Source organism: Pseudomonas sp. LFS074, from assembly GCF_047978165.1.
Lineage (GTDB): Bacteria > Pseudomonadota > Gammaproteobacteria > Pseudomonadales > Pseudomonadaceae > Aquipseudomonas > Aquipseudomonas putida_P.
On the sequence record NZ_JBFPFV010000003.1, the window covers coordinates 257,501 to 270,582 of the forward strand.

A 13,082-nucleotide genomic window follows, 5' to 3' on the forward strand; every position below is an offset into this window, starting at 1 on the left:
TCAGACTGCCCTGCCTCGCGCACGGGCAACCCTGGGAAGACCACGCGCTACAGCCGGTATACGCAGCACCATCAGCACAGCACCAATAAGCGCGTAGATCGACCACTCCCTCAGATCCGAGCGCACAATCCACAGAAAATGCAGCAACCCCAACCCAAGCACCGCATACACCAACCTGTGCAGCTTCTTCCACCGCGCCCCCAACCGCCGCTGGCTATAGCGGTTCGAGGTAATCGCCAGCACCAGTAACCCAAGGAAGCCCAACGCGCCCACAATGATGTAGGGCCGCTTGCGCAGCTCCACCGCCAACTGCCCCCAATCCAGCCCCAGGATAAAGAACAGGTAGGCCAGGATGTGCAGCACTATATAAGCAAACACCCATAACCCCAGCTGCCGACGCACTACGATCCACCCCGACCACCCCGTCAGCTTCTGCAACGGGGTCATGCACAAGGTCACCAGCAGGAAGGTGAGCGCCCCAAGCCCAAGGCGGTCCATCATGATCTTCCCGGGATCAGGCCCCAGCAGGCTCATCGCTGCCTCATATAACCACCATGCCGGGAACAGGCACCCCACAACGAAGATGGCCAGGCGGAACCAGGGATAGCGCATCAATAGTTCTTCCGCAGATCGAGCCCGGTATACAGCGACGCAACCTCATCAGCGTAGCCATTGAACATTTGCGTCTCCCGCACATTGGGGCTGAACAACCCGCTGGGCAACCGTCGTTCGCGCGCCTGGCTCCAGCGCGGGTGATCGACAGTCGGATTCACATTGGCATAGAAACCATATTCATCCGGCGCCAACCCTTCCCAGGTAGTGCCAGGCTGCTCGGCCACCAGGCTGATACGCACGATCGACTTGATGCTCTTGAAACCATATTTCCATGGCACCACCAACCGCAGCGGCGCGCCGTTCTGGTTGGGCAACTCCCGTCCATACATGCCCACCGCCAGGATAGCCAATGGGTGCATTGCTTCATCCAGACGCAAACCTTCTCTATAGGGCCAGTCGATCAGGGCAAACCCTGAACGCTGCCCCGGCATGTGTTCGGGATCCTTCAAGGTCTCAAAGCGCACATAACGCGCCTTGGAAGTCGGCTCGACCTGCTTGAGCACCTGCGCGAGCGGAAACCCCAGCCAGGGAATGACCATCGACCACGCCTCTACGCAACGCAGACGGTAAATCCGCTCTTCAAGCTGGTAAGGTTTGACGAAGTCTTCCAGTGCATAGCGCCCGGGCTTGCCCACCTCACCATCCACCACAATCGACCACGGCTCGGTCTTAAGGCTGTCGCCATTGGCAGCCGGGTCACCCTTGTCGGGACCGAACTCGTAAAAGTTGTTGTAGTGGGTGGCGTCTTTGAATGGCGTGATCACCTCATTGTTCACCGTCACCGCCTGCCAGCGCGTGGCGGCAAGCTTGTCAGTGAACCAGGCCGGCCCGGTGCCGGCCTGCACATCGGCATAACGCGAAACTTCCGCAGCCCCCACCCCGCCCGGCAGCGCGCCCAGCGCCAAGCCGGCCAATGAGCCACCCAGCAGGGTACGACGGGAAAGATAGAGGCCTTCGGGGGTAATCTCCGACGCCTTGCACTCGGAAGACCTGGGAAGCTTGATGAGCATGGGCGGCTCCATAGCACTGAGTAACGGATGTACCCGTAAGACTATGGAGCCGGAAGGTTATTCCAGCGTTAAGCGATTTTCACGCTTTGCGCCGGCGCGCCTTCAGCAGGAACTGGATCGGCCCCGATGCCGCGTAGGCGAGGAAGATCAGCAGCAGGATGCGTGGCGGGTCGCTGAATACCACGGCAAATACCAGCACCACGGCCAGAATCGCCACGAACGGCACACGCCCTTTGAGGTCCAGCTCCTTGAAGCTGTTGTACTTGATATTACTGACCATCAGCATACCGGCAGCAGCCACCAGCAGCGCCACCAGGAAAGACAGCTTGGACCCCTGGATTCCGTAGTCGCTGAACGCCCATACGGTACCCGCCACCACACCCGCGGCAGCCGGGCTGGCCAAACCGATGAAGTAGCGTTTGTCGGCAGTACCGACCTGGGTGTTGAAGCGCGCCAGGCGCAACGCGGCACCGGCTACATAGATGAAGGCGACCATCCAGCCAACCTTGCCCATGTCACCGAGCGCCCAACCAAAGGCCAGCAAGGCCGGGGCCACACCGAAGGCGACCATGTCAGACAGCGAGTCATACTCGGCACCGAAGGCACTCTGAGTATTGGTCATGCGCGCAACACGGCCGTCCAGGCCATCGAGCACCATGGCCACGAAAATGGCGATGGCGGCAAAGGCGAAGTACTTGCTCGCCTCGCGCGGGTCACCGGCACTCAGGGCACTCTGTGCGCTCATCGAGCTGATGATGGAATAGAAGCCGGCAAACAGGTTGGCGGTGGTGAACAGGTTGGGCAACAGGTAGATGCCGCGGTGGCGCACCTTGCGGCCTTCGGCGTCATGCCCTTCTTCAACGTGCTCATCGACAGGTAGCAGGCTTTCGGCGTCGGAGGGCTTGTTCGGCTCTTCGGGACGTTCGCTCATGGAGGGTACCTTGCAACAGGATGGAAAATGTTCGACACGGGCCCGCGAAACAGGTTCTGACAGCAGGCCACTGGTCTGCTTTATACCAGAAGCGGGCTGCCAGAACGAAAAAACGCGGCCGAAGCCGCGTTTTTCATCTTTCGATAAGACTTAGTTCTTGGTCTTGTCGACGATTTTGTTAGCCGAGATCCAAGGCATCATCGAGCGCAGCTGCTCGCCGATGATTTCGATGCCGTGAGCGGCGTTGTTGCGACGCTTGGCGGTCATCGATGGGTAGTTGGTAGCACCTTCGGAGATGAACATCTTCGCGTACTCGCCGTCCTGGATGCGCTTCAGAGCGTTGCGCATGGCCTTGCGGGATTCTTCGTTGATGACTTCCGGGCCAGTGACGTACTCACCGTATTCGGCGTTGTTGGAGATCGAGTAGTTCATGTTGGCGATGCCGCCTTCGTACATGAGGTCTACGATCAGTTTCAGCTCGTGCAGGCACTCGAAGTAGGCCATTTCTGGCGCGTAGCCAGCTTCGACCAGGGTTTCGAAACCGGCTTTGACCAGTTCGACGGTACCGCCGCACAGAACAGCCTGCTCACCGAACAGGTCGGTTTCGGTCTCGTCCTTGAAGGTGGTTTCGATGATGCCGGTGCGGCCGCCGCCCACGCCCGAAGCGTAGGAGAGTGCGACGTTCTTGGCGTTGCCCGAAGCGTCCTGGTAGATAGCGATCAGGTCAGGGATGCCGCCGCCTTTGACGAACTCGGAGCGAACGGTGTGGCCCGGGGCTTTCGGCGCGATCATGATCACGTCGAGGTCGGCACGCGGAACAACCTGGTTGTAGTGGATCGAGAAGCCGTGGGAGAAGGCCAGGGTAGCGCCCTTCTTGATGTTCGGCTCGATCTCGTTCTTGTACAGAGCGCCCTGGAACTCGTCTGGGGTCAGGATCATGACCAGGTCAGCCGCAGCGACAGCGGTAGCAACGTCAGCAACTTTCAGGCCGTGGGCTTCAGCCTTGGCAACGGTAGCCGAACCTTTACGCAGACCGACGGTAACGTCTACACCGGAGTCCTTCAGGTTGCACGCCTGAGCGTGGCCCTGGGAGCCATAACCGATGATGGCGACTTTCTTGCCCTGGATGATGGAAAGGTCGCAGTCTTTATCGTAGAAAACTTTCATGAAAATACCCCTGGTTATATCTCGGCCCCTGCGGAGCCATCGCTAATTTTTGAATTTAGATGCTGAGCACTTTGTCGCCACGGGCAATGCCGGTAACGCCGCTGCGCACGGTTTCGAGAATCGATGCAGTGCCGATCGCCTGGATGAAGCTGTCCAGTTTGTCGCTGGTACCGCTCAGTTGTACGGTGTACACGCTGGCGGTCACGTCGACGATCTGGCCACGGAAGATATCCGTGGTGCGCTTGATCTCGGCACGCTGGGCACCGGTGGCCTTGACCTTGACCAGCATCAGTTCGCGCTCGATGTGGGCGCTTTCCGACAGGTCGACAAGCTTGACCACTTCGACCAGCTTGTTCAGGTTCTTGGTGATCTGTTCGATCACTTCGTCATGGCCAACGGTGGTCAGCGTCAGACGCGACAGGGTCGGGTCTTCGGTCGGCGCCACGGTCAGGCTTTCAATGTTGTAGTTGCGCTGGGAGAACAGGCCGACCACACGGGACAACGCACCTGGTTCGTTTTCCAGCAGCAGGGAAATGATGTGCCGCATATCAGGTACGCTCCGTCTTGCTCAGCCACATGTCACGCATCGAGCCGTCCTTGATCTGCATCGGATAGACGTGCTCACTGCGGTCAACCGCGATGTCGATGAACACCAGGCGGTCCTTCATCGCAAACGCTTCTTCCAGCTTCGGCTTGAGGTCCTTCAGGCTGGTGATGCGGATGCCCACATGGCCATAGGCCTCGGCCAGCTTGATGAAGTCAGGCAACGACTCGACGTACGAGTGCGAGTGACGACCGTTGTAAGCCATGTCCTGCCACTGGCGGACCATGCCCAACACACCGTTGTTCAGGTTGACGATCTTCACCGGCAGGCCGTACTGCATGCAGGTGGACAGCTCCTGGATGTTCATCTGGATGCTGCCTTCGCCAGTCACGCAGGCCACGTCCTGGTCCGGGAAGTTGAGCTTGACGCCCATCGCCGCCGGGAAGCCGAAGCCCATGGTGCCCAGGCCGCCGGAGTTGATCCAACGGTTTGGCTTGTTGAAGCGGTAGTACTGCGCCGCGAACATCTGGTGCTGGCCCACGTCGGAGGTGACGAAGGCGTCGCCATGGGTCACTTCGCACAGGGTCTCGATGACTTTCTGCGGCTTGATGACATTACCGTCGCCCTTGTCATAGGGGAACATCTCACCATTGCCACGCCATTCGTCGATCTGCTTCCACCAGGCATCCAGCGCCGCCTTGTCGGGCTGCTCGCCGATTTCCTTGAGGATGCCGAGCATTTCGCTGAGCACGCTGTCGACCGGGCCGACGATTGGCACGTCGGCCTTGATCATCTTCGAAATCGACGCTGGGTCGATATCGACATGGATGATCTTGGCATTCGGGCAGAACTTGGCCGGGCCGTTTACCACGCGGTCGTCGAAACGAGCACCCACCGCGAAGATCACGTCGGCATTGTGCATGGCCATGTTGGCGGTGTAGCTACCGTGCATGCCGAGCATGCCGAGGAACTGGCGGTCAGTACCCGGGAAGCCACCCAACCCCATGAGGGTGTTGGTGACCGGCAGGTTCAGCGACTTGGCGATTTCGGTCAGGGCTTCAGAGCCACCACCGAGGATCACGCCGCCGCCGGAGTAGACGATCGGGCGCTTGGCAGCCAGGAGCATCTCGGCAGCCTTGCGGATCTGGCCGGAGTGGCCGCGGACCGCTGGGCTGTAGGAGCGCAGTTTGACCTTTTTCGGGTAGACGTATTCAAACTTCTCAGCCGGGTTGGTCATATCTTTTGGAATGTCGACCACGACTGGACCTGGGCGACCGGATTGCGCCAGGTAGAAAGCCTTTTTCAGAACTTCCGGGATCTCGGTCGGGTTCTTGATCATGAAGCTGTGCTTCACGATCGGCCGCGAGATACCGATCATGTCGGTTTCCTGGAAGGCATCGGTGCCCACCATGGTGCTAGGCACCTGGCCGGACAGGATGACCATCGGAATCGAGTCCATGTAGGCGGTGGCAATGCCGGTGATGGCATTGGTCGCGCCTGGGCCGGAGGTTACCAGCACCACACCGGCCTTGCCGGTGGCGCGGGCGTAGCCGTCCGCCATATGGGTTGCCGCCTGCTCGTGACGAACCAGGATGTGTTCCACTTCCGGTTCTTTGAACAGTGCGTCGTAAACATGCAGGAGAGCACCACCAGGGTACCCGTAGATGTGCTTAACGCCTTCGTCACGCAAGAAGCGGACGACCATCTCAGCGCCAGATAAAAGCTCCACGTTGTTCACCTCTAAAACGCCAGAATACCGTCCCTAGTGGACGGGTCTTAATAGGTTTACTGCCAAGCAGAGCATGAGCGAAAACGTCAGCACTGACTGAGCAAGTATTGGGAGCCCCCCAGAGTGTTGCGGGGATTTCCCACCCAGCGCGAGGTAACGCGTTGCGGGGTGTAACAGGTCGGCGCGGGTGTGCACCTCATGATCTGCTTAGCGGGTCTGCTTCTGGCAGTCCCTCTACAGCGGAAGTTGGATTCTTGTGATTCGGCGCCAACAAGTCAAGAAAAATTATTGCCAATTTTTCCCCAAGATGAATTCCTGCCACCACTAAAAATCGCTTCAGCAGCAGATTTAATAAGATTTCCAAAAAAAAGGGCCACAATCTGCGGCCCTTGACGAAAAAACTGAAGAAATCAGGCGGAAGGAGCGATCAATTGGTCAAAAGCTGCCAACAGACGGCGTAGCTCGCGACTTTGCTCCGGCCGGTCGGTAAACACGGTTTCGGCCATGACCAGGATGCTCGAGGCATTGGGCAGCGGGTGGCCCAACTCGATAATGATCTTCATGCGTGGCAGGAAGATCCATTGCAGCCACTGCTCGAAACTGAGGGTATCGACGGCGAACGGTACTGTGCTGGCCAGTGCCTCGTCGCTTGGTGGCTCGTCGTCCCACCAGCCTTGCACCTGCAGTTCACGCTCGATCAGCAGCAGGTGGTCGGCAATATCCAGAATGCGCTGCTCGATCATCACGAATTGACCCGCGCCTTTTGCCGGGCCAGCGCAGCGCCAGCGCTGTCACCCTGCTTTTCACGGGCCTGGGCGATGGTGTTCCATAGCTCCGCCTGCAGGCTTGGGCGGCCGTTGGCGTAAGTCAGGGCGCGGCGCGCCAGTTGCTCGGCCTGCGCGGCATCACCTTGCGAAAGGCGCACCTGGGCCAGGCGGTACAGCACTTGCGGCTCACGCGGCGCAATGCGCTGGGCACGCTCCAGGCTCGAGGCGGCACCGTTGAAGTCTCCACTGCGCTGCTGGGTCTTGGCGGTGGTCAGCAGTGCCAGCACCGGCCCGTCCAACTGCTCGTCGGCCGACAGGCCACCGGCAGCAGCGGTGCTACGCGGAATACCGGTTGGCGCGCTGGTGCTTTGCGGGGCGTTGTTCATCGCCGCGATGTCGAACGGCTCGTCGGCAATCGGGTTGGGGTTGGTGGTCATCGGCGCCGAACTGACAGGGCCAGTGCTGATCGGCCCCGGGGTGATCGGCGAGGTGCTGATCGGCGCTGCGCCATTGGCCGCCGGGAACGTCTGGATACCCGAAGCGCCTGCGCCCTGCGGAATCATCACGGTAACGCCGGAATCCTCCGCAAGCGTCTGCGCCTGGGCGGTGCCGGTGCTATAGCCGCCCGCCGAGCGGTTGGCCGTCACGCGTTCGCTGTTGGACACGCGGGTGCTCGAATCGACCACCGGAATATTGCCGCGCGGGACGCTGGAGCACCCCTGGAGCACAGCCAACGCCGTCACGGCAGGAAACAGCCACTTGTTCACGTCACACCTCATCAATGCAGCCTGTGCTTAATTCATCCAGCCCTTGACCCAGTCCATGACCGACTCGGCAGGATTCTCCTCGCCGCCACAGGTCGCGCCGGCGGGCGGTTCACTGCCGCGAATATACGGCATCTGCACTGCTCCCGGACAGCTGCCATCAGACCCACGGCCCGTGTAGGGGTCGATCCAGGCCTGCACCACGTTGTCCGGTTGCGGCATGTCCAGCGGCAGCGGGTCGGCTTTCTTCATGAAGCTGGTCCACACCTGCAGGGCACCGGTGGCGCCGGTAAATGGCGTTTTGCCGTTATCGTCACGCCCCATCCACACCACGGCCAGCAGGTCTTGGCTGAAGCCGGAGAACCAGCTGTCACGCGAATCGTTACTGGTGCCGGTCTTGCCCGCCAGGGTCAGCGAACGTGGCAAGGTGTTGTACACCGAGCGCCCGGTACCTTCGCGCATTACCCGTTGCATGGCGTTCTGCACCAGGTAGATGGCACCCGGGTCGAAGGTTTGCTGGATCTGGAACGGGTAGCGCTTGAGCGGCTCGCCCTCAGCGGTAAGCACACTGCGGATGCCGCGCATCGGGGTGTTGAAGCCGCCGTTGGCGATGGTCTGGTACATGGTCGCGACCTGCATCGGCGACATGCCGCCGGCCCCCAGCAGCATGGCCGGGAACGCTGGCCAGTCGACATTCACCCCCAACCGGCCAATGGTCTTGATCACATTGGGCACACCCACTTCCAGCCCGAGCTTGGCGGTAGACAGGTTGTACGAGTTGGCCAGCCCCTGGTACAGGTAGATGGTGCCATGCGGGCGACGGTCGTAGTTTTGTGGGCGCCAGACCTGGCCGTCGGCGCCCTTGACCGAGAATGGCTCGTCCTGCACCCAGCTGGTGAGGGTGTATTTGCTTGGCTGCTCCAGCGCTGTCAGGTACACGGACGGCTTGACCAGCGAGCCGATCGGCCGCACGGCGTCGATCGCCCGGTTGAAGCCGGCAAAACCTGCCTGACGGCTGCCGATGAGTGCCTGCACTTCACCCGTCTCAGGGTTGGTCACCACCATTGCCGACTCCACTTCGTCGGCACCCTTGCGGCCCGCCAGGCGCTTGAAGGTCTCGCTCATCGAGGTTTCGGCCTTCATCTGCAGGATCGGGTCGAAACTGGTGAAAATGCGCAGGCCTTCTTCGGTCAAGTCTTCGTCGCGGTAGTCCTGGCGCAATTGACGCTTGACCAGGTCGAGGAAGGCCGGGAACGAGCTGTCGGCCAGGCTGCCGCGCTTGGTCACACCCAGCGGCATCTTCTTCGCTGCATCGACTTCCGCCTGGCTGGCCACGCCCTGCTCGGCCACCAGGTCGAGCACCAGGTTGCGCCGAGCCAGGGCGCGATCAGGGTAACGCCGCGGGTTGTAGTAGGACGGGCCTTTGACCATGCCCACCAGCAGGGCGATCTGGTGCAGTTTCAGCTCCGACAGTGGTTGGCTGAAGAAGAACTGACTGGCCAGGCCAAAGCCGTGCACGGCACGCTGACCGTCCTGGCCAACGAACACCTCGTTGAGGTACGCCTCGAGGATTTCACGCTTGTCGTAGTGCAGTTCGAGCAGCATCGCCATCATCGCCTCGGTCAGCTTGCGGCTGAGGCTGCGCTCGCTGCTGAGGTAGAAGTTCTTCACCAACTGCTGGGTCAGGGTACTGCCGCCCTGGCGCATCGAGCCGGACGACGTGTTGACCCACATGGCCCGGGCGATGGACTTGGGCGACACACCGTAGTGGCTGTAGAAGTCGCGGTCCTCCGTCGCCACCAGGGTTTCGAGCAGGTATTTGGGGACCTGGTCGATCTTGATCAGGATGCGGTCTTCAAGGTTCTTCGGGTAGATGCCGCCGATCATCAGCGGCTCCAGGCGCACAACGTCAAGCGCCTTGCCATTGGCAGCAGAAAGGCCCGCCACGTAATCCCCTGAGAAACGCACGCGAACGAACTGCGCCGGCTCCATGCCCTCGTAGAACTGGAAGCCACGGGTATTGAGATCGACGGTATTGCCGTTGACCGCCGCCGCCCCTGGGCCGTTGGCCGCGCTTTCGCGTCGGTAGCCGAGTGCATCGAGCTCGGTGAGGAAGTCGTTCTTGCTCAGTTTCTGGCCGGTGAACAACTCCAGCGGCCGGGCATACACCTTGGCCGGGATGGTCCAGCGCTTGCCGGAGAACTTCTCCTGGACGACGGCATCGAGGTAAACCGCGAAGCCGGCAACGATCACCAGGCCTACCAGGCTGAGCTTCAAAGCCCAGCCCAGCCAGGCGCGGGAGCGGCCGGTCGGGCGTTTCTGAGGGGTGCGGGGATTTCGAGTTCGGGTCATGGCGGCGGATTATACGCACTTTATAAAGGCTGGGCAGACGGCCCAGCGGTAGGCAGGGACGGCACCATTGACCATAATGGCGCATTCGAATTCCCTTGCCCCGGAAGGATTTGCCGTGAGCCAAGCTCTTATCACTGCGTTGCAGAACCCAGCCCTGTACCCTCACCCCGTGGATGGGTTCCAGCTCATCGAGACGCATATCTCCTGGGTACTGCTCACCGGCGAGTACGCCTACAAGATCAAGAAACCGATGAACTTTGGCTTCCTTGACTTTACCGGCTTGGACCAGCGCCAGCATTTTTGCAACGAAGAGTTGCGCCTGAACCAGCGCCTGACCGAAGGCTTGTACCTGGAAGTGCTGCCGATCACCGGCAGTGTTGATGCACCGCAGATCGGTGGTAACGGCGAAGCTATCGAATACGCACTGAAGATGCGCCAGTTCCCCCAGGGGCAAATGCTCAGCACCCTGCAGGCCAATGGCGAGCTGAACGCCATGCACATTGACCAAATGGCCCGGCAGATCGCTGAATTCCACCTGCAGACGCCCAAGGTAGCTGCCGAACAGCCCTACGGCTCGCCTGAAAGCGTCATGGCCCCGGTCGAGCAGAACTTCGAGCAGATCCGTCCATTCCTGAGCGACAAGGCCGACCTGCTGCAACTGGACAACCTGCAAGCTTGGGCGCGGAGCAGTTTCGAGCGGCTGCAAGGCCTGTTCGCCTCGCGCAAGGCCAATGGCTTCACCCGCGAGTGCCATGGCGACATCCACCTGGGCAACGCCACCCTGATCAACGGCCAGGTGGTGATCTTCGACTGCATCGAGTTCAACGAACCGTTCCGCATGACCGATGTGTGGGCCGACACCGGCTTCCTCGCCATGGACTTGGAAGATCGCGGCCTCAAGTGCCTGGCACGACGCTTCATCAGCCAATACCTGGAGTTGACCGGCGATTATGAAGGCCTGGAAGTGCTGAACTTCTATAAAGCCTATCGCGCCCTGGTGCGGGCCAAGGTCGCACTGTTCAGCATGCCGGCCAATGCCGATGGCGTGCAACGGGCCACGACTTTGCGCACCTACCGCAACTACGCCAACCTGGCGGAAAGCTACAGCGCCATCCCTTCGCGGCTGCTGGCTATCACCCATGGCGTCTCGGCAGTGGGCAAGAGCCACGTGGCAATGCGCCTGGTCGAAGCCTTGGGCGCCATTCGCGTGCGCTCCGATGTCGAGCGCAAGCGCCTGTTCGGCGAACAGCCACAAGAGAACGCCGGTCAGCTGGCCTCCGGCATTTATGACCAGGGTGCCAGTGCCGCCACTTACCAACGCCTGCATCAAGTCGCAGCAACCATTCTGCGAGCCGGCTTCCCGGTGGTGTTGGATGCCACCTACCTCAAGCATGAACAGCGCCAGGCTGCGGCAGACGTCGCCAGCCAGACCGGCGTACCGTTCCTGATCCTCGACTGCCATGCACCAGAGGCGGTCATCGCCAGCTGGCTGGAGCAGCGTCAGGCCGAAAACAGCGACCCGTCGGATGCCACCCTGGACGTGGTCAAGGCCCAACAGGCCAGCCGTGAAGCACTGGATGCGCAGGAGCTGGTGCAGAGCACCCGGGTCGACACCCAGGACGCTGGCAGCATGGACCAGGTGATCGAACAGGTTCGTCAGCGCTTGCCTGGCCTGTAAGTTCGCCGTTTTCCTTTACCGGCCACTTCGCGGGCAAGCCCGTGTAGCGGCCGGTACAGGTCCTCTCATCGCCCCCGATGGCAAAAGGCCGCGTAATTCTTAACCCCCGCTACACTCCTTTCTGACCTGCTCGCGATTTATCCCCATTCCCCGTTCAGCCATCGCAAGGAGGCTCGATGAACGATGAATTGCAGCACCTGAAGAACCTTGGCAAGACCTCTGCGCAGTGGCTGCATGCCGCCGGCATCCACAGCGCATCGGATCTGCGCCGCCTGGGTGCGGTGGGTGCATACCAGGCCGTGAAGACACGAGGGTTCCGCGCCTCCAAGGTGCTGTTGTACGCCATCGAAGGCGCCCTGCTGGACATGCACTGGAACGATTTGCCGCTCGAACGTAAGGAAGCGCTAAACCAACAACTGGACGCGAAAAGCCCTACGCAAAAAAATCCAAAATAATCCTGGTAAGGGGATTGACTGTTAAATGAGAATCGTTATGATTATCACAACTGGTCGCGAGACTGGTTGGATAAGCTAAGAGCCCCTGGTTCGGACTCTCAGATTATCTCCTCATCAGGCTAATCACGGTTATTGACCCGGCAATTTGCCGGGTCTTTTTTTGCCTGTGATTTCTTAAGGGCTACCGCCGCAGCTGCGCGCAGTAATCCTGCTCCGGCATCGCTGCCGTGTACCACACATAATCGGCCTCGCCTGGTGCGACCTGCTCGCCCACCTCGGCCAGCAGCAAAACCTTGCTCTCCCCCGACGCCCCCAGGTCTGCCAGGTGCAAAGGTATGCCCAGGTCCTTGCGCACGTGATAGGCCCCGGCGAACAGCAGCGACGGCTGCGGCGCCGCCAGCAGGCGCTCGGCCATCCGGCGGTCGCGCTGCTGCTGCACGGCCAGCATCGCCGGCAGCTGGCTTTCCGGCAGCATGCCGCAATGCCCGGCGCGCACCTGCTCCAACAGGGCGGCCCTTACCGCCGGTGCATTGGACTTTTCGCCCTGCAGCGGAGCCGGCTGTCGATAGGCCTGGCGCATTTCGCCGGGTGAAATGTTGGCTGCCAGCAAAGGCACCCGCTGCTGCAAGGCTTCGCTGACAATCGGCCCGTACATCTGCCAATCCCAGCCCTCCTGCCAGGCCAGCGCCTTGGGCAGGTTTGCCGGCAAAGGCTGCCCCTGCACCTTGTCGACCAGCGGTTGCTGCTCGGGCTGCAGCATCTCCAGCAACAGGCTGCCTTGCGCACGCTGGCCCTGCAATGCACGCAGCAGCCAAAGCTGCAGCGCGTGATGATCAGGGTTGTCATGTTTTTCGCCAACCAGCACACGGGGTGCGACAGCAAGGCGCTGCACCAACTGCCGAGCGCTGATCATCTGGCCATCGGCAAGGTCGATGATGTGCCCCAACTCGGCATGCGTGCGCCCTTCACTGCTCTGCCAAGCGGGCAATGGCGGCAAGCTGGCCTGGCAGCCGCCCAATGACAACATCAGGCAAAACGAAAAACCGGACAGCAGCAGGTGACGCATCGGC

General features: G+C 60.9%; 12 protein-coding genes. 2 read left to right on the top strand and 10 right to left on the bottom strand.

Annotated elements, in window-relative coordinates; all coding sequences use genetic code 11:
- The 9 genes from msrQ to mrcB form a co-directional block, all read right to left on the bottom strand.
- The gene (gene msrQ, locus ACNQP3_RS25170; protein WP_012274209.1) at positions 1–612 is read right to left on the bottom strand and encodes a protein-methionine-sulfoxide reductase heme-binding subunit MsrQ; all 612 of its coding nucleotides are present in this window, start codon (positions 610–612) and stop codon (positions 1–3) included.
- Entirely contained in the window at positions 612–1,625 is a 1,014-nt protein-coding gene (gene msrP / locus ACNQP3_RS25175) for a protein-methionine-sulfoxide reductase catalytic subunit MsrP (RefSeq protein WP_012274210.1), read from the bottom strand. Before msrP ends, msrQ begins: the two co-directional genes overlap by 1 nt.
- Positions 1,626–1,704: 79 nt before the next feature.
- Positions 1,705–2,556 carry a CDP-diacylglycerol--serine O-phosphatidyltransferase gene (gene pssA, locus ACNQP3_RS25180; RefSeq protein ID WP_003250045.1) on the bottom strand — a complete coding sequence of 284 codons (852 nt, stop codon included), beginning with the start codon at positions 2,554–2,556 and terminating at the stop codon, positions 1,705–1,707.
- Positions 2,557–2,706: 150 nt separating this feature from the next.
- A complete protein-coding gene (ilvC, locus tag ACNQP3_RS25185; protein ID WP_003250043.1) occupies positions 2,707–3,723 on the bottom strand; it encodes a ketol-acid reductoisomerase in 1,017 nt (338 codons plus the stop codon).
- 55 nt (positions 3,724–3,778) lie between these two features.
- Positions 3,779–4,270: an acetolactate synthase small subunit gene (gene ilvN, locus ACNQP3_RS25190; protein WP_003250040.1), complete on the bottom strand. Its 492-nt coding sequence runs from the start codon at positions 4,268–4,270 to the stop codon at positions 3,779–3,781.
- Position 4,271: 1 nt separating this feature from the next.
- On the bottom strand, positions 4,272–5,996 hold the full coding sequence (locus tag ACNQP3_RS25195) for an acetolactate synthase 3 large subunit (RefSeq protein WP_012274211.1): 1,725 nt from the start codon (positions 5,994–5,996) through the stop codon (positions 4,272–4,274).
- Between the two features lie 410 nt (positions 5,997–6,406).
- Complete coding sequence (locus tag ACNQP3_RS25200; RefSeq protein WP_019099850.1) at positions 6,407–6,739, bottom strand: YqcC family protein; 333 nt, start codon at positions 6,737–6,739, stop codon at positions 6,407–6,409.
- Positions 6,739–7,542 (bottom strand): tetratricopeptide repeat protein, encoded by an 804-nt coding sequence (locus ACNQP3_RS25205; protein ID WP_319026128.1) that lies wholly within the window; start codon positions 7,540–7,542, stop codon positions 6,739–6,741. The genes ACNQP3_RS25200 and ACNQP3_RS25205 overlap by 1 nt, the downstream gene beginning before the upstream one ends.
- 15 nt (positions 7,543–7,557) lie before the next feature.
- The gene (mrcB, locus tag ACNQP3_RS25210; RefSeq protein WP_012274214.1) at positions 7,558–9,879 is read right to left on the bottom strand and encodes a penicillin-binding protein 1B; all 2,322 of its coding nucleotides are present in this window, start codon (positions 9,877–9,879) and stop codon (positions 7,558–7,560) included.
- Positions 9,880–9,994: 115 nt separating this feature from the next.
- On the opposite strand from mrcB, the gene ACNQP3_RS25215 reads away from it, so the two are divergent.
- Positions 9,995–11,557, top strand: a complete 1,563-nt coding sequence (locus tag ACNQP3_RS25215; RefSeq protein WP_012274215.1) for an AAA family ATPase — start codon at positions 9,995–9,997, stop codon at positions 11,555–11,557.
- 176 nt (positions 11,558–11,733) lie between these two features.
- Positions 11,734–12,012 carry a TfoX/Sxy family protein gene (locus tag ACNQP3_RS25220; protein ID WP_012274216.1) on the top strand — a complete coding sequence of 93 codons (279 nt, stop codon included), beginning with the start codon at positions 11,734–11,736 and terminating at the stop codon, positions 12,010–12,012.
- A 181-nt stretch (positions 12,013–12,193) separates the two neighbouring features.
- Here the strand turns inward: ACNQP3_RS25220 and ACNQP3_RS25225 are convergent, their stop codons facing one another.
- A complete protein-coding gene (locus ACNQP3_RS25225; protein WP_060515070.1) occupies positions 12,194–13,078 on the bottom strand; it encodes a ChaN family lipoprotein in 885 nt (294 codons plus the stop codon).
- Positions 13,079–13,082 lie beyond the last annotated feature (4 nt).